Raw genomic sequence first — 20353 nt, forward strand, 5'->3', positions numbered from 1 at the left:
GAGCCTCTTGTCCGTTTCGGGGATGGACGGAGGATCGCGAAAGGAGGTTAAGTGGTGATGAAAGCCGCAGGGTGGTTCGGGCAATCGCGACTTGCGTCGCTCCCACGAAAACCATCGCGCTGGTCGTGCGCCATCGCAAGATCGCCCACGGCGTTTCCCGTGGGAGCGACGCAAGTCGCGATATCGGCCATGCCGCCCTTGCCGTCGCGCATTGCCTGCGGAATCGCCCGATCGCGACTTGCGTCGCTCCCACGAAAACCATCGCGCTGGTCGTGCGCCATCGCAAGATCGCCCACGGCGTTTCCCGTAGGAGCGACGCAAGTCGCGATATCGACCATGCCGCCCTTGCCGCCGCGCATTGCCTGCGGAATCGCCCGGTCGCGACTTGCGTCGCTCCTACGAAAACCATCGCGCTGGTCGTGCGCCGGCGCCAGATCGCCCACGGCATTTCCCGTAGGAGCGACGCAAGTCGCGATATCGACCATGCCGCCCTTGCCGCCGCGCATTGCCTGCGGAATCGCCCGATCGCGACTTGTGTCGCTCCTACGAAAACCATCGCGCTGGTCGTGCGCCATCGCCAGATCGCCCACGGCATTTCCCGTAGGAGCGACGCAAGTCGCGATATCGACCATGCCGCCCTTGCCGCCGCGCATTGCCTGCGGAATCGCCCGGTCGCGACTCGCGTCGCTCCTACGAAAACCATCGCGCTGGTCGTGCGCCATCGCCAGATCGCCCACGGCATTTCCCGTAGGAGCGACGCAAGTCGCGATATCGGCCATGCCGCCCTTGCCGTCGCGCATTGCCTGCGGAATCGCCCGATCGCGACTTGCGTCGCTCCCACGAAAACCATCGCGCTGGTCGTGCGCCATCGCAAGATCGCCCACGGCGTTTCCCGTAGGAGCGACGCAAGTCGCGATATCGACCATGCCGCCCTTGCCGCCGCGCATTGCCTGCGGAATCGCCCGATCGCGACTTGCGTCGCTCCTACGAAAACCATCGCGCTGGTCGTGCGCCATCGCCAGATCGCCCACGGCATTTCCCGTAGGAGCGACGCAAGTCGCGATATCGACCATGCCGCCCTTGCCGCCGCGCATTGCCTGCGGAATCGCCCGGTCGCGACTTGCGTCGCTCCCACGAAAACCATCGCGCTGGTCGTGCGCCATCGCCAGATCGCCCACGGCGTTTCCCGTAGGAGCGACGCAAGTCGCGATATTGGCCATGCCGCCCTTGCCGCCGCGCATTGCCTGCGGAATCGCCCGATCGCGACTTGCGTCGCTCCTACGAAAACCATCGCGCTGGTCGTGCGCCATCGCCAGATCACTCACGGCGTTTCCCGTAGGAGCGACGCAAGTCGCGATATCGGCCATGCCGCCCTTGCCGTCGCGCATTGCCTGCGGAATCGCCCGATCGCGACTTGCGTCGCTCCTACGAAAGCGGCGTTGCAATGTGGGTGGTGCGGGAAATCCTGTGATTCGGGAACGGCATCGATTGGGCAATCCGCTCCCGGCTTGACGGCAATCCGGATGCCGCGGTGTTCCGTTCGGCTCGAAAGAGAAAGCCCCGACCGGATGATTGACCTTGTGATGTGTCGTCATCGGGGCGGGGCTTTTGACCGGGGAAATGACGCCCCGGCCGATGTGCGGAAACGGATTAAATCAGGAATTCATCCTTGTTGCGGCCGGCTTCGAGGTAGGCACGCATCCACTTGGGCGTGGCGCCGCGGCCGACCCAGGTTTCGCCGGTGGCGGGGTCGCGGTATTTGGCCTTGAGCGCGGTCTTGGTCTTTTGCGGGGCGGCGGTGGATTCGCGGCCCGCCTGCAGGCCGAGATCGGCGGCGCTGAGGCCATAGGCGGCGATCTTCTGCTTGACGTCGGCGATGATTTCGGCGAGTTCGCGCTTGCGCAGTTCTTCGGCCTGGGATTGGAGCTCGGCGATTTTTTGCTGCAGTTCGGCGTAGGTGGTCATGATCGTTATGTTTTGTGGTGATGAAAACGTGCCGATTGTACGCCGATGAAAAACGTTTTTGAAAGCCTTGGAGAAACTTTTTCGGATTAATGTGCGCGGCGTTAATTGGCAAGGTCTGTGAATGCCCTTGCCGAATGAAGCAATTAAGCGGCACGGATAGGGCATGCGGAGTGGTGCGATGGTTTTTGCAGGAGCGACGCAAGTCGCGATCAAGCATGCAGGAATGCCGCGCCGCGGTATCCAATTCATTCGGCGTCGGCAGCTCCATTCGGCGCGGGCGGGATCGGATGCGCCGCAATCGCGACTTGCGTCGCTCCCACAGGGCTGCCGCGCGCCCGTGGGAGCGACGCAAGTCGCGATCAAATTCAGAGCTTGCCGATCCATTGATCCACGGTGTGCGCGATGATGTCGTAGGCGAGCTGGTGGTTTTCCTCGGCCAGCCGATAGGGGTCGGGCACCTCGGCCTTGTCCCAATGCCCGAGCAGGAAGATCTTGCCGCGCGCGCTGGGGTCGAGGCGGGTGGCGTATTCGAGGTGGTGCTTTTCCATCACCAGGATGAGGTCGGCCCAGCGCGTGATCTCGGGGGTGAGCTGGCGCGCGACGTGGGGCGAGAGGTCGATGCCGTGGCGCAGGGCGACACGCTGGGTGGTCTCGTCCGCGGGATGGCCGACGAGGGCGCCGATGCCGGCCGAGGCCACGGTGGCCGCGCGGCCGCGCGCGGCGAGGCGGTCGCGCAGCAGGAACTCGGCGAGCGGGCTGCGGCAGATGTTTCCGGTGCAGAGGGTGAGGATCTTGTCGAACATGGCGGTGTGCGAGGGCGTCGGGTGTGCGCCTGGCGCGGCGCGGTGGAGCGCGATCGCGGGCGACCGGCCTGGCCCGGGAGTGTAAACGCAAAAACCGGCACCCCCTCGCGAGGATGCCGGTTTGCGGGACTGCAGCAGCCGAGGATCAGGCCTGCTTGCGGCGACGCATCGCGCCCAGACCGGCCAGGCCGAGGCCCAGCAGGGCCAGCGAGGCGGGCTCGGGGACGGCGGTGACGGCGACGTTGCTGACGCGGAAGGTGCCGTCGGTGCGGTTGTAGGTCGGGCTCTGCGCATAGGCGAGCCTGTTGGCGGTCGTATCGGTAAGGCCGTTCGACTGCAGGAACACGCCATAGTCGGCCGCAGCGAGCAGCGCGCCGGCACCGGGCCAGTTGGTCGCCGTTTCGACGACGTCCATTATGAAGCTGTTGTTGGTGACGGTGCCGGTGATCGCCAGGGTGCCCGCGCCGGTGGGATCGACGAAGCTGGTGCCGAGCAGGCCGTTGAGCAGGCCGAGGACGCCGGAGGTGGTCGCGCCGTCGTACGAGCCGCCGAAGTTGAAGCCGACGGAGAACGCCGGGCCGGCGCCGAAGGCGAAGTTGTAGATGCCCGGGGTGAGGCCCGTCGGGGTGAGGTTGCCGGTGAAGATGCCGACGTTCGAGCTGATGCTGCGCGTGACGGTGCCGCCGGGACCCGAGTAGAAGGTGGCGGTGGCGGTGCCGGTCGGGCCGGCGCTGCCGGGGCCGATGCCGACGGTGTAGGTGCCCGCCGGGCCGGCGGCCAGCGAAAGGGCGCCGCTGAGGTTGGTCAGGGCGATCTGGTAGGTGCCCGGGGTGGCGTCCGCAAAACCGGTGATGGCGAAGTCGCCGCCCAGGTTGGCAGTGCTGACATAAGCGGCCGAAGCACCGGTGGACACGGCTGCGAGCGACGCGGTCGCTGCGATGAGAGCAAGTTTTTTCATTGGCGCAATCCTTTAAAACTGGGACGTACCAACCCGGGGGCCGGCGTCTTCGTTGTTGAAAACAGGGCGATTGGTCACCGCTGGAACGTACAAAGCAATATCAGTGCCTGTTTTGCAAGTGCTTGATTTAAAGGGTTCTGTTGCTCTGGAGAGGACGTCGCGAGGGGGGCGGTGTAAAAAAATTCGACACTTCGGGGCAGGTGCTGCGCCGCCGCATCCACGGCGACGCGCAGCGACCGAGGCGCATCGCCTGCCGCGGCGCTGCAATCGCGACTTGCGTCGCTCCTACAGGAGATGCCGGGGTTGCGGTGCTTGCGGGCGTTCGGGGTGCGCTGTGGGAGCGACGCGAGTCGCGATCACGGCCGTCTCGCAGCCGCCGAGGTGCATCGCCTGCCGCGGCGCTGGATCGCGACTTGCGTCGCTCCTACGTGAAACGCCGGGGTTGCGGTGCTTGCGGGCGTTCGGGGTGCGCTGTGGGAGCGACGCGAGTCGCGATCACGGCCGTCCCGCAGCCATCGAGGCGCATTGCCTGCCGCGGCGCTGGATCGCGACTTGCGTCGCTCCTACGTGAAACGCCGGGGTGGCGGTGCTTGCGGGCGTTCGGGGTGCGCTGTGGGAGCGACGCGAGTCGCGATCACGGCCGTCCCGCAGCGACCGAGGCGCATCGCCTGCCGCGGCGCTGGGTCGCGACTTGCGTCGCTCCTACATGAAACGCCGGGGGCGATCAGCTGGCGATGCGGGCGAAGGCTTCGACGACCTCGGGCGGGGCCTGGACAAGTTCGACGAGCACGCCCTCGCCGCCGATGGGGAATTCGTCGTTGCCCTTGGGGTGCAGGAAGGTGATGTCATAGCCCGCCGCGCCGCGACGGATGCCGCCGGGCGCGAAACGCACGCCGTTGGCGCCGAGCCATTCGACCGCCTTGGGCAGGTCGTCCACCCACAGGCCGACGTGGTTGAGCGGGGTGGTGTGCACCGCGGGCTTCTTCTCGGGGTCGAGCGGCTGCATCAGGTCGACCTCGACCTTGAACGGCCCGGAACCCATCGCGCAGATGTCCTCGTCGACGTTCTCGCGCTCGGACACGAAGTTGCCGGTGACTTCCAGGCCGAGCATGTCGACCCACAGGGTCTTGAGCTTCTCCTTGCTCGGACCGCCGATGGCGATCTGCTGGATGCCGAGGATCTTGAACGGACGCTGGGACATGGTGCCTCCTGGGTGGGCGGTTGTGTCAAGAATTCATAATTATAGAGGAATCGAGCCGGCGCTGCGTCGGGAGGGCCAATGGCCGAGCGCCGGTTTCGTGGGAATCGCGACTTGCGTCGCTCCCACGTCCCAACCCGGGCGCCGGGCGCAAGGATGTGCGCGCCGGTTTTCGTAGGAGCGACGCAAGTCGCGATCCAGCGCGGCGGCTGCGAGGAGCGTTTCTAGGTCGACGCGGGTGGGAATCGCGACTTGCGTCGCTCCCACGTCCCACCTCGGGCGCCGGGCGCAAGGATGCGCGCGCCGGTTTCGTAGGAGCGACGCAAGTCGCGATCGGGCGACCTCCCACCCCGCGCGGCGGTGTCCGCCTTGTTTTGCCCGCGGCCGCCTTTGCCGCTAAGCTTGCGCCCTCTCTGCTTCGAGGTGCCCGCGTGTGCGCGGGAGAATCGGGAAGGCGGTGCAATTCCGCCGCGCGCCCAGCGCCGTGTAGGGGATTGTCCGGGCGAGGTTCGCCCAGCCACTGGTCCACGAGGACCGGGAAGGCGCCCGGACGAGATGATCCGCAGCCGGAAGACCGGCCTCGAAGTGCATCCCGCAGCCGCCTGGTCGGTGGCTGCCCACTGCTCGACGACAAGGGGAATACTTCATGAGCAGCCCGACGCAGGCGCAGTGCGCGCCGGCGAGCACCGACGCGTCCGCACCGATTCACGACCCGGCCGCCGCGCGCTTCCAGGCCAATCCGTTGTTCGACGCCGCCGAGCGCGCCGCCGTCTATCGCGCCATCCACACCCGGCGCGACGTGCGTGGCGAGTTCCTGCCCGACGCGATCCCCGACGAGGTGCTCGCGCGCGTGCTCACCGCCGCGCATCACGCGCCCTCGGTCGGCTTCATGCAGCCGTGGGATTTCGTCGTGGTGCGCTCGCGCGAGGTGCGCGCGAAGATCCACGCCGATTTCCTCGCCGCGCACGCCGAGGCCGAGCAGATGTTCGACGAGGGCAAGCGCGACACCTATCGCAACCTGAAGCTCGAGGGCATCCTCGAGTCGCCGGTCAATATCTGCATCACCTGCGACCGCAGCCGCCACGGCCCGGTGGTGATCGGGCGCACGCACATCGGCGCGATGGACGTGTACAGCGCGGTGTGCGCGGTGCAGAACCTGTGGCTGGCGGCGCGCGCCGAGAACCTGGGCGTGGGCTGGGTGAGCATCCTGCACCAGCAGGCGCTGCGCGAGGCGCTCGGCATCCCGCGCGAGATCGTGCCGATCGCCTATCTGTGCGTCGGCTATGTGCGCGACTTCCACGCGCAGCCGGAGCTCGAGGCCGCAGGCTGGTTGAAGCGCGTCCCGTTGCCCGAGCTGCTGCATTTCGACGGCTGGCAGCGCGGGCCCGATGGGGTGGGCGAGGGCTTGATCGAGGCCATCGGCCAGCTCCGCCCGAGCCCTCGAAGCGCCGCGTAGCCCCTTGCGGGCGCGACGCGAGTCACGATCGCACGATTCCGCGTGCGGCAGCGGGCGGCGGGGGCGGCAGGGCCGTGATCGCGACTTGCGTCGCTCCTACGGCAGCGCCAGGCGGCGGCGCTGGAAGGGAGCGCTGGTTCTGGTGGGAGCGACGCGAGTCGCGATCGCACGATTCCGCCTGCGGCAGCGGGCGGCGGGGGCGGCAGGGCCGTGATCGCGACTTGCGTCGCTCCTACAGCAGCGCCAGGCGGTGGCGCTGGAAGGGAGCGGTGGTTCTGGTGGGAGCGACGCAAGTCGCGATCGCACGATTCCGCCTGCGACAGCGGGTGGCGGGGGCGGCGGGGCCGTGATCGCGACTTGCGTCGCTCCTACAGCAGCGCCAGGCGTCGGCGCTGGAAGGGCGCGCTGGTTTTGGTGGGAGCGACGCAAGTCGCGATCGCACGATTCCGCGTGCGGCAGCGGGCGGCGGGCGGCAGGGCCGTGATCGCGACTTGCGTCGCTCCTACGGCAGAGCCCAGGCGTCGGGCTTGCACGGGTCTTGCTTGGGGGGATGTGCGGCCGCCGGTCGCAGACCCTCTTCTTGCCGGAGCCCTGCATGGAATCGATCCTCGCCTTTTTGGTCGCTGCGCGCCGTTGTGAGCTGCGCGAGCTCGAGCAACTGGCGCGCAGCTGCGAGCTGGTGCGGGCGGTGAGCGAGCTGGTGCATCGCCTGCAGGCCGAGCGCGGGTGCTCGAATCTTCACCTCGCCGCGGGTGGCAGGCACTTCGATGGCGATCGCGCGGCGTGCGTGGCGGCCAGCATCGAGGCCGATGCCGCGCTGCGGACCTGGCTGGAGCAGGCCGACGTCCTCGACGCGAGGGGCGGCGCGGCGCCGACGGGCGGCTCCCGCCTGCTCACCCGGATCGCGCTCGCGCTGCACGCCCTCGACGGGCTGCCCGCGCTGCGCGCGACGATCGCCGCCGGCCGCTGCACGCCGCACGAGGCCACGCAGCGATTCACGCAGGCGATCGCCGCGCTGCTGGCGCTGGTCTTCGAGGCGGCCGACATCGCGACCGATCCAGCCATCTCGCGCCTGCTGGTGGCGCTGTTCAACCTGATGCAGGGCAAGGAGTTCGCCGGCCAGGAGCGTGCGGCCGGTGCGGCCGCCTTCGCCGCTGGGAGGGCGAACGCTGCGGCCAACGCGCGTCATCCCGCCGAGCCCGACCTGCTGCATCTGATCGAGACGCAGGAGGCGTGCTTCGCGCGCTTCGCGGCCTTCTGCCCGCCCGAGGTGCGCAGCGCCTGGGATGCGGCGTGCCAGGCGATGCCGCTCGCCGAACTCGAACGCCTGCGCCGCAAGTTGCTCGCCGCCGGGAAGGGCGGGGCGCTGCCGTCGGCGCTCGCGGAGCCCTGGTTCGCATGCTGTTCGGCCCGGCTCGACCACCTGCGCGTGATCGAGGACCTGCTTGCCGGGGGATTGCGTGCGGCTTGCGCGGCGCGGATCGCCGCGCTGCAGCGCGATCCCGACGATCCCGAGGTGCTGATGTGCGCGCTGGCAGGGGGGGCGGACGCCGCCCCGGTGTTTCTCGCCGGCGGGGCGGACGAGCTGGCCGGAGTGCCTGGCGAGGGGGACGAGCCTGGGACGGGGCAGACGGCGATCGCCCCCGGCGCGGAGCGTCCGGCGGCGGCGCCCGGGCGCCTCGAGTTGGCGGCGGATCCCTTCGGCCCGCGCCTCACGCGCTCGCTCGTCGATGTGCTCCACGCCCAGTCGTGCCGCCTGCAGGCGATGGGCGAGGAGCTCGCCGCGGTGCGCGCCAGCCTCGACGAGCGCAAGCTGATCGATCGCGCCAAGGCCGTGCTGATGCGCCATCAGGGCCTGAGCGAGGATGCCGCCTACCGCCTGATTCGCCAGACCGCGATGAACCAGGGCCGCCGCCTCCCCGACGTCGCGCGCGCCGTGCTGGAACTGGAGGCCTTCCTGCCCGGCGTTGCATCGGCCGGGTGATCGCGACTGTGGGAGCGACGCAAGTCGCGATGGCGGTGGCCGGGCTTGGGGTGGCGCGGATTCCGGGCGCCGTGATCGCGACTGGCGTCGCTCCTACGTCCCACCCCGGGCGCTGCGGGTTTTGGGGGGATCGCGACTGGCGCCGCTCGTGCGTCAAGGCCGGGAGCGTTGCGGGTTCCTGTGGGAGCGACGCAAGTCGCGATGGCGGCGGCCAGGCTGGGTGGCGCGGATTCCGGGCGCCGTTATCGCGACTGGCGTCGCTCCTACGTCCCACCCCGGGCGCTGCGGGTTTTGGGGGGATCGCGACTGGCGCCGCTCGTGCGTCAAGGCCGGGAGCGTTGCGGGTTTCTGTGGGAGCGACGCGAGTCGCGATGGCGGCGGCAGGGTCGGGTGGTGCGGATTCCGGGCGCCGTGATCGCGACTGGCGTCGCTCCTGCGGGTTTTGGGGGGATCGCGACTTGCGTCGCTCCTACATGCCAGCCCGAGCGTGACGAGGTTCGGGAGGTGCGATTCGATGCGACCCCGGACGCTGCGGGTTGGGGATTCCGGTGCGGTGTGCTTCGCACCAGGGCTGTGCATGTGGGTGTGGGTGCTGCACCGCAGCAGTGCGGGCGGTGGGGGTTGGGCGGCGCTTTGGTCGGATCGATCGCTCCCAGGCGCTGGCATGTTTGATGCTTATTCTCCCTCGAGCCCCTGGCCAACGGCGGTCGGGTGAGCGGCAGCGAGTGCTGCCGCAGCGTTTTACGGTCTGGTGGACAACGGCGTCCATTCCACTCGCCCCCTGCTGGGGATCGAGCGGGATGGGCGCCGTTTTCATTCCGACCCAATCGGCCTTGTTGCGGAGAAACCCCATGAAGAAGATGAAACTCGTGCTGGTCGGCAACGGTATGGCGGGCGTGCGCACGATCGAGGAGCTGCTGAAGCTCGCGCCCGACCTCTACGACATCACCGTGTTCGGCGCCGAGCCGCACGGCAACTACAACCGCATCCTGCTCTCGCCGGTGCTGGCGGGCGAGATGACGCTGCCCGAGATCATGCTCAACGATCTCGACTGGTACGGCGACAACGGCATCACGCTGCACGCCGGCCGCAAGGTGGTGAAGATCGACCGCGTGCGCCGCAAGGTGCTCGCCGGCGACGGCACCGAGGCCGACTACGACCGCCTGCTGCTGGCCACCGGCTCGACGCCCTTCATCCCGCCCATCCCCGGCAACGACCTGCCGGGCGTGCTCGGCTACCGCGACATCGCCGACACCGAGGCGATGATCGAGGCCGCCGGCAAGTACCGCCACGCGGTGGTGATCGGCGCCGGCCTGCTCGGCCTGGAGGCGGCCAACGGGCTGATGCTGCGCGGCATGGACGTGACCGTGGTGCACCTCGGCGAGTGGATCATGGAACGCCAGCTCGACCGCGCGGCCGCCGACATGCTGCAGGCCTCGCTCGAGGCCAAGGGCATGAAGTTCCTGCTCGCGCGCCAGACCGAGGCGCTGCTGCCGGCGCGCAACGCGCAGGGCGGCATGAACGGGCGCTTGGGCGCGGTGCGCTTCAAGGACGGCATGGAGATCCCCGCCGACCTCGTCGTGGTCGCCGCCGGCATCCGGCCGAACTACGAACTCGCCGAATCCGCCGGCCTGTACTGCGGCAGCGGCCGGGTGCGCGGCATCCACGTCTCCGACACGCTGCAGACCGTCACCGATCCGCGCATCTACGCGGTGGGCGAGTGCGTGGCGCACCGCGGCATCGCCTACGGCCTGGTGGCGCCGCTGTTCGAGCAGGGCAAGGTGTGCGCCAACCACCTCGCCAACTTCGGCATCGGCCGCTACGAGGGCTCGGTCACCTCGACCAAGCTCAAGGTGACCGGCATCGACGTGTTCTCGGCGGGCGACTTCAGCGGCGGCCCGGGCACCGAGGACATCGTGCTGCACGACCGCCAGGGCGGGGTGTACAAGCGCGTCGTGCTCAAGGACGACCGCATCGTGGGCTCGGTGCTGTACGGCGACACCGCCGACGGCTCGTGGTACTTCCAGCTCATGAAGGATCGCCAGAGCGTCGCCGAGATCCGCGACCACCTGATGTTCGGCCAGAACAAGCTGGGCGACGCCGGCCACAAGGGCGAGAACCGCGCCGCCAGCATGCCCGACACGGCCGAGGTGTGCGGCTGCAACGGCGTGTGCAAGGGCACCATCGTCAAGGCGATCAAGGAGAAGGGCCTGTTCACCCTCGACGAGGTCAAGAAGCACACCAAGGCGGCGTCCTCCTGCGGCTCCTGCACCGGCCTGGTCGAGCAGATCCTCGCTTCCACCGTCGGCGGCGCCTACCAGGCGGTGAGCGCCAACGACAAGCCGGTGTGCGCGTGTACCGAGCATTCGCACAAGGTGGTGCGCGAGGCGATCTTCAAGCACCACCTGACGAGCAAGGAGGCGGTGTTCGACACGCTGAACTGGAGGACGCCCAACGGCTGCGACAAGTGCCGGCCGGCGGTCAACTACTACCTGATCTCGTCGTGGCCGCACGAGGCCAAGGACGATCCGCAGTCGCGCTTCATCAACGAGCGTGCCCACGCCAACATCCAGAAGGACGGCACCTATTCGGTGGTGCCGCGGATGTGGGGCGGGCTGACCACGCCTGCCGAGCTGCGCGCCATTGCGGATGCCGCGGAGAAATACCAGGTGCCCACGGTCAAGGTCACCGGCGGCCAGCGCATCGACCTGCTCGGGGTGAAGAAGGAGGATCTGCCGAAGATCTGGGCCGACCTCAACGCGGCCGGCATGGTGTCGGGCCACGCCTATGGCAAGTCGATCCGCACCGTGAAGACCTGCGTCGGCGCCGAGCACTGCCGCTTCGGCACCCAGCTGGCGATGGACATGGGGGTCAAGCTCGAGAAGATGCTGTTCGACATGTACGCGCCGCACAAGGTGAAGCTTGCGGTGTCGGGCTGCCCGCGCAACTGCGCCGAGGCGGGGATCAAGGACGTCGGCGTGATCGGCGTCGATTCCGGCTACGAGCTGTATGTGGGCGGCAACGGCGGCATCAAGACCGAGGTCGCGCAGTATCTGTGCAAGGTGGGCGGCGACGAGGAGGTCATGGAGTATGCCGGCGCCTTCCTGCAGCTCTACCGCGAGGAGGGCTGGTACCTCGAGCGCACGGTGCATTGGCTCGACCGCGTCGGCCTCGACTACGTGAAGGCCAAGGTGGTCGAGGACGGCGAGAACCGCCGCCGCCTGCACGCGCGCCTGCTCGACGCGCTCAAGGACGCGCGCGATCCGTGGCAGACCAGCCGCGAGGAGGAGACGGTGAAGCAGTTCATCCCGATCAAGGTCGAGGCCTGAGTTTCCGGGCGCCGGAATCGCGACTCGCGTCGCTCCTACGAAAACCACGGCGCCTCGATGACGTCCCGTAGGAGCGACGCAAGTCGCGATCCCCCCCCCCCCGACCGAGCGCGGCGCGGATTCCGGGCACCGGCATCGCGACTGGCGTCGCTCCTACAAATAACAACCGAACCAAGCTTCCGAAGAAGGAACCCACCATGACCGACTGGAAACGCATCTGCCTGCTCGACGACATCCCCCGCCTCGGCTCCCGCGTCGTGCGGCGCCCCGGCGCGGACGACATCGCCGTCTTCCGCAACGCCGACGACGAGGTCTTCGCGCTGCACGACCAATGCCCGCACAAGGGTGGCCCGCTCTCGCAAGGCATCGTGCACGGCCGCAAGGTGACCTGTCCGCTGCACGGCTGGAACTTCAACCTGCAGGACGGCCAGGCGGTGGCGCCGGACGTGGGGGCGTGCGCGAGCTTCGCGGTGAAGGTGGAGGGCGGCGAGGTGTGGCTGGCGACCTAAGGGGCGACCCAGCGGGTGATCTCCACTCCGCATCGATCGTCGGCCCCGCCGCTCCCGGAGGGGCGAGGCTGGGTCGCCCCCACCCCCGCATCGATCCTCCGCCCGCCGCTCCCGCAGGGGCGACCGGCCGCGTCGCCCCTACACGGCCCCCAGCCTTACGCGCTGCACCGGCACCCAGGCGATGAACGCGACGGCGGCGCTGCAGAAGGCCACGCCGACGATCATCGGCAGGGCGCTGCCGTCCGTGTTGGCGCCCACCCAGTACGCGGCGCCGAAGGCCACCACCATCATCAGGAAGCCGGTGATCGCCGACGCGGCGCCGGCCGCCTTCGGGAAAGGGGCGATCGCGCCGCTCTGGCCGCAGGGCTGGTGCACCCCGTGGCCGAGCATGAAGATGAAGGCCGGCACCATGATGGTCCACACCGTGCTCACCCCGGAGAGCGCGAAGGCCAGCATCAGGCCGCCGCCGCTCAGCGACAGGGCCCCGCCGATCATCACGCTGCGCTGCACGCCGAAGCGCTGGATCATGCGCCGGCACAGCATGGTGCCGCCGATGTAGAAGGCCGACAGCAGGAGCAGCAGCACGCCGTAGAAGCTCGGCGAGGTGCCGAGCAGGTTGATGAAGACGAAGGACGACGCCGACAGGATGCAGAACAGCCCGCCGAAGGACGCGGTGCACAGCGAGGCGTAGGTCCAGAAGCTGCGGTTGCCGACGATGCCGCGCGCGGTGCGCAGCAGGACAGCGGGCTGCAGCGCCTCGGGGTGGCGTTCGTGCAGGGTCTCCTGGAAGTGGCGGGCGACCACGAACAGGGTCGCCGCGCCCATCACCGTCAGCGCCGCCAGCGTGGCGCGCCAGCCGAACCATTCGGCCAGCACGCCGCCGAGCGGCGGGCTCAGGCAGGCGGCCACGCCCAGGCCCGACAAGCCCTTGCTCATCGCGCGCGCCCCTTCCTGCGGCGCATACAGATCACGCACGATCGCGCGCGCGCATACCGTGCCCGCGCCCATGAACGCGCCCTGCAGCACCCGCCAGAACACCATCACCTCGATCGAGCCGGCGAGCGCGCTGCCGACCGCCGCCAGCGTGTAGCCGGCGAGGCCGATCAGCAGTACCCGGCGGCGTCCGATGCGGTCGGACAGCGGGCCCCAGAACAGCTGTGACGCGCCGAAGGCGAGCAGGAGCGCGGTGAGCGTCAGCTGCGCCTGCGCCGGGACCGCGCCGAAGCTGGCGGTGAGCGCGGGCAGGGCGGGGAGGTAGAGGTCGGTGGTGATCGGTTGCAGGCCGAGCAGCAGGGACAGGATGAGGATGACGAGGGGGGCGGGCATGGTGGTTTTTGTAAATCGAGAATAAAGAAAATTATCGAGAAAATAGCATGAATGCTGCCCGCAGGCGTGCTTCCTCGTCGGCGCAGGGGGACTTGCGCGCAAGCCGGCACGCCCGCGTGCGCACCGCTTTTGTGCACCGCACACCAAGCTGGTGCGTCGCCACCGTCGAGCGCAAAGTCCAACTGACTGATTTAGAACGATTTCAAATGTGGCACGACGCTTGCTGAGCAGACACCAGCACAGCGTACGACCCCGCCAATGACGGCGGGGCGGTCGGGCGAAGAGGTTCGCGCTGGAGATTCCCGCACCGATGGTGCGCTTCAAGCACGACCCTGGAGCCCGACATGGACAAGAAATCCTTCCTGCAGGCCGGCCACACGCCGACACTGATCGCCGCCTTCCTCTACTTCGACCTCGCCTTCATGGTGTGGGTGATCCTCGGTCCGCTGGCGGTCGGCATCGCCGCCGACCTCGGCCTGTCGCACGCGCAGAAGGGCCTCATCGTGGCCACGCCGGTGCTGGCGGGAGCGATCCTGCGCATGATCATGGGCGTGGTGGTCGATCGCCTGTCGCCGAAGAAGGCGGCGATCATCGGCCAGCTCGTCGTGATCGGGGCCCTGGCCTACGCCTGGCTGGTGGGCGTGCATTCGTTCAACGAGGTGCTGGTGCTGGGGGTCTTCCTCGGCGTGGCGGGCGCGTCCTTCGCCGCGGCGCTGCCGCTGGCCTCGCGCTGGTATCCGCCCGAGCACCAGGGCACCGCGATGGGCATCGCCGGGGCCGGCAACTCGGGCACCGCGTTCGCGGCGCTGTTCGCGCCCGGGCTGGCGATGGCCTTCGGCTGGCACAACGTGTTCGGGCTGGCGCTGATCCCGCTGGTGATCGTGCTGGTGGCCTTCTGCTTCATGGCCAAGGACGCGCCCGACGCGCCGCCGCCCAAGCGCTTCGCCGAATACCTCGCGGTGCTCCGGGACAAGGACGCGTGGTGGTTCATGTTCTTCTACTCGGTGACCTTCGGCGGCTTCGTCGGTCTGGCCTCGTCGCTGGTGATCTACTTCAACACCCAGTACGGGCTGGATCCGAAGATGGCGGGCTACTTCACCGCGGCCTGCGTGTTCGCCGGCTCGCTGGTGCGCCCGATCGGCGGCAACGTGGCCGACCGCATCGGCGGCGTGAAGTCGCTCACCGTGATGTACATCCTGGCGGCGATCTTCCTCGCCATCGTCAGCGTCGGCCTGCCCCAGGCGTGGATGGCGCTGGTGGCCTTCGTGGGTGCGATGCTGGCGCTGGGCATGGGCAACGGCGCGGTGTTCCAGCTCGTGCCGCAGCGCTTCCGTCGCGAGATCGGCGTGATGACCGGCCTGGTCGGCATGGCGGGCGGCATCGGCGGCTTCTACCTGGCGTCCTCGCTCGGCTTCGCGCGCCAGCTCACCGGCAGCTACCAGGCCGGCTTCCTGATCTTCGCGGCGCTGGCGGTGTTCGCGCTGGTCGGGCTCACCGCGGTGAAGACGCGCTGGCGCACGACCTGGGGCGCGGCGCACCTGACCTCGGCGAAGATCTGAATGGCCGAATGGGGTCCCGAACGAGGTCAGGTCCTGAGTTTGATCATCCCGCATCCGTTGGCTTCACGTCGAGAAAGGCGAGTGAGCAGATGAAAGACCTGACCCCCCTGGAGATCCTCCTCGGCCACGCCAGCCGGACCGGGCCGCGCCCGGCCAACGAGGACTTCGTTGCCGCGGCGATGCCCGAGGGCGACGAGCGCGCGGCCAAGGGCGTGCTGCTGGCGATCGCCGACGGCGTCGGTGGCCACGCGCACGGCCGCGAGGCGGCGGAGTATTCCGTGCGCAGCCTCCTCGCCGACTACTTCTCCACGGCCCACACCTGGAGCGTGCAGAAGTCGCTCGACACCGTGCTCGGCGCGGCCAACCGCTGGCTGCTCGCGCAGTCGGCGCGTACCGCCGAGACTGCGGGCATGGCGACCACGCTCACCGCGCTGGTGCTGCGCGGGCGGCGCTGGCACCTCGCGCACGTGGGCGACTCGCGCGCCTACCTGTGGCGCGACGGTGCGCTGCTGCGCCTGAGCGAGGACCACACCTGGCCGCACCCGGAGCTGAGCAACGTGCTGCGCCGCGCGCTGGGGCTGGAGTCGCGCCTGCTGGTGGATCACGACGACGGCGAGCTGGCGCTGGGCGACGTCTTCGTGCTGCTGACCGACGGGGTGTGGAACACGCTCGGCGACGAGGCGATCGCGGCGCTGCTCGCGCGCCAGGCGGGGCAGGAGAAGGAAAGGGAGGGTGGGGGAAGGGCTGCGGTGGGGGTGGTGACACCGAAACCCGCAACGCGGGGAACGGAGGCGCAGGGAAGGGCGGGGCGTGAAAATGGCGTGGGGGTGTCCGAGGAGGCCGGAGCGTGCGCGAGGGTAGCGGAAGCCGGCCTGGACCCGCAGGCCGCCGCCGATGCCCTCGTCGAAGCAGCCTTGCGCGCCGGCGGCAATGACAACGCCAGCGCGCTGGTGGCCTGCGTGCGCGCGCTGCCCGCCGACAACCTGCGCGACCGCCTCGCCGCCGGCCGCCGCCTGCCGCTGCCGCCGCGCCTGGCCGAGGGCGACACGCTCGACGGCCTGCGCGTGGAGGCGGTGCTGCACGTGTCGCGGCTGACCGTGCTGTATCGGGTTTGCCGCATCGAGGACTCCACGGCCGCAATCGCGGCTTGCGCCGCTCCTACGTCGCCGCAGGCCGCGTCGACGTTGCCCCAATCCGCGCCGGATCCTGTGGGAGCGCCGCGAGGCGCGAATGCGGCGTCGATTGGTCCCGACCACGTTGCCGACGGCACGGCCGCGATCGCGGCTTGCGCCGCTCCTACGTCGCCGCAGGTCGCGTCGACGTCGCCCCAATCCGCGCCGGTTCCTGTGGGCGCGCCGCGAGGCGCGAATGCGGCGCCGCGCTGGGTCCTCAAGACCCTGCTGCCCGCCCACGAGCACGACGAGGACGCGCGCCGCGCGCTGGTGCGCGAGGAGTGGCGGGCGCGGCGGGTGCCGGCGCAGGGCTTTCCGCAGGTGACCGACTGGCCCGCGCGCGCGCATCTGTATTACCTGATGAGCTGGCATGAGGGCGAGAGCCTGAAGGCGCTGCTCGCGCGCGGCGAGCGCCTGCGCGCGCACGAGGTCGCCGAGCTCGGCGCGCGCGTGCTGCGTCTGGTCGGCGTGCTGCACCGGCTGGGCATCGTGCATCGCGACATCAAGCCCGACAACCTGCACCTGGGCCGCGACGGCGTGCTGCGCCTGCTCGACCTCGGCGTGGCGGCGAGCGAGGCGGAGGACCTGCGCGAGATCAACAACCCGGGCACGCCGTCCTACATGGCGCCCGAGCTCTTCGCCGGCACGCCGGCCAACGAGGCCTCCGATCTCTACGCCTGCGGGGTGACGCTGTACGAGCTGCTCACGCGCAAGTTCCCCTACGGCGAGGTCGAGCCCTTCCAGCACCCGCGCTTCGGCGAGCCCGTCCCGCCCACCCGCCACCGCCCCGACACGCCGGCCTGGCTGGAGGCGGTGCTGCTCAAGGCGTGCGCGCGCGAACCCGCCGCCCGCTTCGAGACCGCCGAGGAGTTCCGCCTAGCGCTCGAGCGCGGCGCCTGGCAGCCGCTCGCGGTGCCGCGCCGCACGCCGCTGCTCGAGCGCCGGCCGACGCTGGCGCTGAAGCTGATCGCGCTGGCCTCGCTGCTGCTGAATGTCGTGCTGTTGTTCCTGCTGTACCGATCCCTGAAGTCCTGAAGGGGTCAGGCCTTTCATTTGCTCATCCTGTGAAGACCCGATCCCTCAGACCCCTACGGACGAGGCAAACCATGACCCATCCCCTGCCCGAACCTGCCCGGCCTTCGCCCGCTGGCCGGCGCACGATCCCGATCCGCGCCGCGGCGCCGGGCGAGACCCCTGCCACCTGTCCCTACTGCGGCGTCGGCTGCGGCGTGCTGATCGAGCACGACGGCACCCGCATCACCGGCGTGCGCGGCGACCCTGCACATCCGGCCAACTTCGGCCGCCTGTGCACCAAGGGCTCGACCCTGCACCTCACCGCCGGCCACGATACCCGCCTGCTCTACCCCGAATACCGCGCCCGCCGCGGCGAGGCCCGCACGCGCATGGGCTGGGACGCTGCGATCGACGTGGCCGCGCAGCGCTTCGCCGACGTGATCGCCGAGCATGGGCCGGACGCGGTCGCCTTCTACATCTCCGGCCAGCTCCTCACCGAGGACTACTACGTCTTCAACAAGGCGATGAAGGGGCTGATCGGCAGCAACAACGTCGACACCAACTCGCGCCTGTGCATGTCGAGCGCGGTCGCCGCCTACAAGGCCACGCTGGGTGCGGACGCGCCGCCGTGCTGCTACGAGGACTTCGACCACGCCGACACGATCCTGATCGCCGGCGCCAACCCGGCGTGGGCGCATCCGGTGGCCTTCCGCCGCATCGAGGAGGCGAGGGCGCGGCGACCGGGCATGAAGATCGTCGTGGTGGATCCGCGCCGCACCGACACCGCGGCGATGGCCGACCTGCACCTGGCCATCCTGCCCGGCACCGACGTCTGGCTGTTCGACGCCATGCTGCACGTGCTGCTGCGCGACGGGTTGGCCGACGAAGCCTGGATCGCCGCCCACACCGAGGGTTTCGAGGCGCTGCGCGCGCATGTGCACGGGGTGAGCCCGGCGGTGGCCGCGGCGGTGTGCGGGGTGGCGGCGGAGGACATCGTCACCGCGGCGCGCTGGTGGGGCGAGGCGCCGGCGGCGCTGTCGCTGTGGTGCCAGGGGCTCAACCAGTCGACGCACGGCACCCACAACGGCGCCGCGCTGATCGCGCTTTCGCTCGCCACCGGCAAGATCGGCCGCCCCGGCTGCGGGCCGTTCTCGCTCACCGGCCAGCCCAACGCGATGGGCGGGCGCGAGGTCGGCGGGCTGGCGAACCTGCTGCCGGCGCATCGTGACCTGGCGAATCCCGCGCATCGCGCGGAGGTGGCGCGGCTGTGGGGCGTGGACAGCGTGCCTTCGGAGCCCGGCCTGACCGCGGTGGAGCTGTTCCGCGCGGCGCGCGAGGGCCGCGTCAAGGCGATCTGGATCGCGTGCACCAACCCGGCGCAGTCCATGCCCGAGCAGGCCCTGGTGCACGAGGCGCTGGCGGCCTGCGACTTCGTCGTGCTGCAGGAGGCCTTCGCCGGCACCGAGACCGCGGCCTTCGCCGACCTCGTGCTGCCGGCCGCCGCCTGGGGCGAGAAGGAGGGCACGGTGACCAACTCCGAGCGCCGCATCAGCCGCGTGCGCGCGGCCGTGCCGGCGCCGGGCGAGGCGCGTGCCGACTGGCGCATCGTGTGCGACTTCGCACGCGCGCTCGCACCGCGCATCGGCAAGCCGCAGGCGGCGGCGATGTTCGCCTACGCGTCGGCGCAGGCGATCTTCGCCGAGCACGTCGCCAGCACCGCCGGGCGCGACCTCGACATCACCGGGCTGGACTATTCCCTGCTGGAAGGTGAAGGCCCGCAGCAATGGCCGTTTCCGGCGGGAGCGGCGGTGGATGGCGCCGATGCCGCGGCGCGGGCGCGTCTCTACGCCGACGGTCGCTTCGCGACGCCGAACGGGCGCGCACGCTTCGTCGTGCCGGCGCGCGCGCTCACTGCCGAGAAGACCGGCGTGCGCTATCCGCTCGCCCTCACCAGCGGCCGCCTGCGCGACCAGTGGCACGGCATGAGCCGCAGCGGCAAGGTGGCGCGCCTGTACGGCCATGCGGACGAGGCACGCATCGAGCTGCACCCGCAGGAGCTGGCGCGGCGCGGCCTCGTCGACGGCGACCTGGTCAAGGTGTCGAGCCGGCACGGCGAGCTGGTGCTGCGCGTGGCCGCGGCGAGCGCGCTGCGGCACGGCATGGCCTTCGTCGGGATGCACTGGGGGCGGCGGGCGCTGAACTCGGCCGGGATCAACCTGCTCTTCGGCGGCGCCTGCGATCCGCTGTCGAAGCAGCCGGAGCTCAAGCACGCGGCGGTGCGCATCGAGCCGGTCGAGCTGCCGAACCGCATGCTGGTGGTGCGTGCCGAGCGCCCCGGGCGTACCGCCGCCGAGGAGGCTGCGCTGCTGTCGCCCTGGCTGGAGCGCTTCGCCTACGCCTCGCTCGCGCTCGCCGGCCGCGACACGCCCGCGGTGGTGATGCGGGTCGCGCACGACCGTCCGATCCCGGCCGGCTGGCTCGCCGAGCTCGACGCCTTGCTCGGCCTCGAGGGCGACGGGGTGCTGTCGTATGCCGACCCCGCGCGCGGGATCAGCAAGCGTGCGCTGATCGAGGACGGCCGCCTGGTCGGCCTGCGCCTGACCGGCGAGACCGCGGCCGCGGGCTGGCTGAGCGAGGCGGTGGTCGAGCGCCGCGACGCGGCGGCGCTGCGTCCGTGGCTGCTGGCGCCGCTGGCGACCCCGCCGACAGGAGATGCGGGGCGCGGGCGGGTGGTGTGCAACTGCCTGAACGTGTCCGAGGCCGACATCACGGCGGCGATCGCTGCGGGCGCCGGCGTACGCGACTTCGACGCGCTGCAGGCCAGGCTGCGCTGCGGCACGTCCTGTGGTTCGTGCGTGCCCGAGATCCGCCGCATGCTCGCCGAGGGGAGCTGAAAAGAAAAAGCCCGGGCGTCTTGCGAGGCCCGGGCAAATCCACACCAAAGGAGGAGGGTGGAGGAGACAGGTGCAATCGTAGAGAAATTTTTTGTGCAGTGCAACAAAAAATAATGCTTCGACTATAAGGCGAATTTCTAGATTTTGGCCGAATGCATCGCGACTTGCGTCGCTCCTACGTCCCAC

Annotated in this window: 13 protein-coding genes and 1 riboswitch; of the genes, 7 read left to right on the forward strand and 6 right to left on the reverse strand. The window is 69.8% G+C overall.

Going from position 1 to position 20353, the window contains the following annotated elements:
• Nucleotides 1–47 precede the first annotated feature (47 nt).
• The 5 genes from TMZ1T_RS05535 to TMZ1T_RS05555 form a co-directional block, all read right to left on the reverse strand.
• Nucleotides 48–1325 carry a hypothetical protein gene (locus TMZ1T_RS05535; RefSeq protein WP_144312147.1) on the reverse strand — a complete coding sequence of 426 codons (1278 nt, stop codon included), beginning with the start codon at nt 1323–1325 and terminating at the stop codon, nt 48–50.
• Nucleotides 1326–1650: 325 nt separating this feature from the next.
• Nucleotides 1651–2214 (reverse strand): H-NS histone family protein, encoded by a 564-nt coding sequence (locus TMZ1T_RS21725; protein ID WP_273424446.1) that lies wholly within the window; start codon nt 2212–2214, stop codon nt 1651–1653.
• Nucleotides 2215–2330: 116 nt separating this feature from the next.
• Nucleotides 2331–2768, reverse strand: a complete 438-nt coding sequence (locus tag TMZ1T_RS05545; protein WP_012584880.1) for a low molecular weight protein-tyrosine-phosphatase — start codon at nt 2766–2768, stop codon at nt 2331–2333.
• 145 nt (nt 2769–2913) lie between these two features.
• Nucleotides 2914–3726 carry a PEP-CTERM sorting domain-containing protein gene (locus TMZ1T_RS05550; RefSeq protein ID WP_012584881.1) on the reverse strand — a complete coding sequence of 271 codons (813 nt, stop codon included), beginning with the start codon at nt 3724–3726 and terminating at the stop codon, nt 2914–2916.
• A gap of 724 nt (nt 3727–4450) precedes the next feature.
• On the reverse strand, nt 4451–4927 hold the full coding sequence (locus tag TMZ1T_RS05555) for a VOC family protein (protein WP_004315153.1): 477 nt from the start codon (nt 4925–4927) through the stop codon (nt 4451–4453).
• A 401-nt stretch (nt 4928–5328) separates the two neighbouring features.
• Nucleotides 5329–5521, forward strand: a riboswitch (cobalamin riboswitch).
• A gap of 49 nt (nt 5522–5570) precedes the next feature.
• Between TMZ1T_RS05555 and bluB the strand changes: the two genes are divergently transcribed.
• From bluB to nirD, 4 genes are all read left to right on the forward strand, one after another.
• On the forward strand, nt 5571–6380 hold the full coding sequence (gene bluB / locus TMZ1T_RS05560) for a 5,6-dimethylbenzimidazole synthase (RefSeq protein ID WP_012584882.1): 810 nt from the start codon (nt 5571–5573) through the stop codon (nt 6378–6380).
• A 595-nt stretch (nt 6381–6975) separates the two neighbouring features.
• Nucleotides 6976–8364, forward strand: a complete 1389-nt coding sequence (locus TMZ1T_RS05565; protein ID WP_012584883.1) for a nitrate regulatory protein — start codon at nt 6976–6978, stop codon at nt 8362–8364.
• 851 nt (nt 8365–9215) lie between these two features.
• Nucleotides 9216–11693: a nitrite reductase large subunit NirB gene (nirB, locus tag TMZ1T_RS05575; RefSeq protein WP_012584884.1), complete on the forward strand. Its 2478-nt coding sequence runs from the start codon at nt 9216–9218 to the stop codon at nt 11691–11693.
• A gap of 197 nt (nt 11694–11890) precedes the next feature.
• Nucleotides 11891–12202 carry a nitrite reductase small subunit NirD gene (nirD, locus tag TMZ1T_RS05580; RefSeq protein ID WP_012584885.1) on the forward strand — a complete coding sequence of 104 codons (312 nt, stop codon included), beginning with the start codon at nt 11891–11893 and terminating at the stop codon, nt 12200–12202.
• A 138-nt stretch (nt 12203–12340) separates the two neighbouring features.
• On the opposite strand, the gene TMZ1T_RS05585 is transcribed toward nirD, so the two are convergent.
• Nucleotides 12341–13528 carry a multidrug effflux MFS transporter gene (locus tag TMZ1T_RS05585; protein ID WP_012584886.1) on the reverse strand — a complete coding sequence of 396 codons (1188 nt, stop codon included), beginning with the start codon at nt 13526–13528 and terminating at the stop codon, nt 12341–12343.
• Between the two features lie 344 nt (nt 13529–13872).
• On the opposite strand from TMZ1T_RS05585, the gene TMZ1T_RS05590 reads away from it, so the two are divergent.
• The 3 genes from TMZ1T_RS05590 (at nt 13873) to TMZ1T_RS05600 (ending at nt 20167) form a co-directional block, all read left to right on the forward strand.
• Nucleotides 13873–15087, forward strand: a complete 1215-nt coding sequence (locus TMZ1T_RS05590) for a nitrate/nitrite transporter (protein WP_004323077.1) — start codon at nt 13873–13875, stop codon at nt 15085–15087.
• 89 nt (nt 15088–15176) lie between these two features.
• Nucleotides 15177–17294: a bifunctional protein-serine/threonine kinase/phosphatase gene (locus TMZ1T_RS05595; RefSeq protein ID WP_012584887.1), complete on the forward strand. Its 2118-nt coding sequence runs from the start codon at nt 15177–15179 to the stop codon at nt 17292–17294.
• Nucleotides 17295–17365: 71 nt separating this feature from the next.
• On the forward strand, nt 17366–20167 hold the full coding sequence (locus TMZ1T_RS05600; protein WP_012584888.1) for a nitrate reductase: 2802 nt from the start codon (nt 17366–17368) through the stop codon (nt 20165–20167).
• The last annotated feature ends 186 nt before the right edge of the window (nt 20168–20353 follow it).

The organism is Thauera aminoaromatica (assembly GCF_000021765.1).
GTDB lineage: Bacteria > Pseudomonadota > Gammaproteobacteria > Burkholderiales > Rhodocyclaceae > Thauera > Thauera aminoaromatica.

Bases quoted from the DNA above. Each gene is read 5' to 3' on its own strand.
- TMZ1T_RS21725 (WP_273424446.1), bottom strand. From the start codon at position 2,214: ATGAATTGGATACCGCGGCGCGGCATTCCTGCATGCTTGATCGCGACT.
- TMZ1T_RS05545 (WP_012584880.1), bottom strand. From the start codon at position 2,768: ATGTTCGACAAGATCCTCACCCTCTGCACCGGAAACATCTGCCGCAGC.
- TMZ1T_RS05550 (WP_012584881.1), bottom strand. From the start codon at position 3,726: ATGAAAAAACTTGCTCTCATCGCAGCGACCGCGTCGCTCGCAGCCGTG.
- TMZ1T_RS05555 (WP_004315153.1), bottom strand. From the start codon at position 4,927: ATGTCCCAGCGTCCGTTCAAGATCCTCGGCATCCAGCAGATCGCCATC.
- bluB (WP_012584882.1), top strand. From the start codon at position 5,571: ATGAGCAGCCCGACGCAGGCGCAGTGCGCGCCGGCGAGCACCGACGCG.
- TMZ1T_RS05565 (WP_012584883.1), top strand. From the start codon at position 6,976: ATGGAATCGATCCTCGCCTTTTTGGTCGCTGCGCGCCGTTGTGAGCTG.
- nirB (WP_012584884.1), top strand. From the start codon at position 9,216: ATGAAGAAGATGAAACTCGTGCTGGTCGGCAACGGTATGGCGGGCGTG.
- nirD (WP_012584885.1), top strand. From the start codon at position 11,891: ATGACCGACTGGAAACGCATCTGCCTGCTCGACGACATCCCCCGCCTC.
- TMZ1T_RS05585 (WP_012584886.1), bottom strand. From the start codon at position 13,528: ATGCCCGCCCCCCTCGTCATCCTCATCCTGTCCCTGCTGCTCGGCCTG.
- TMZ1T_RS05590 (WP_004323077.1), top strand. From the start codon at position 13,873: ATGGACAAGAAATCCTTCCTGCAGGCCGGCCACACGCCGACACTGATC.
- TMZ1T_RS05595 (WP_012584887.1), top strand. From the start codon at position 15,177: ATGAAAGACCTGACCCCCCTGGAGATCCTCCTCGGCCACGCCAGCCGG.
- TMZ1T_RS05600 (WP_012584888.1), top strand. From the start codon at position 17,366: ATGACCCATCCCCTGCCCGAACCTGCCCGGCCTTCGCCCGCTGGCCGG.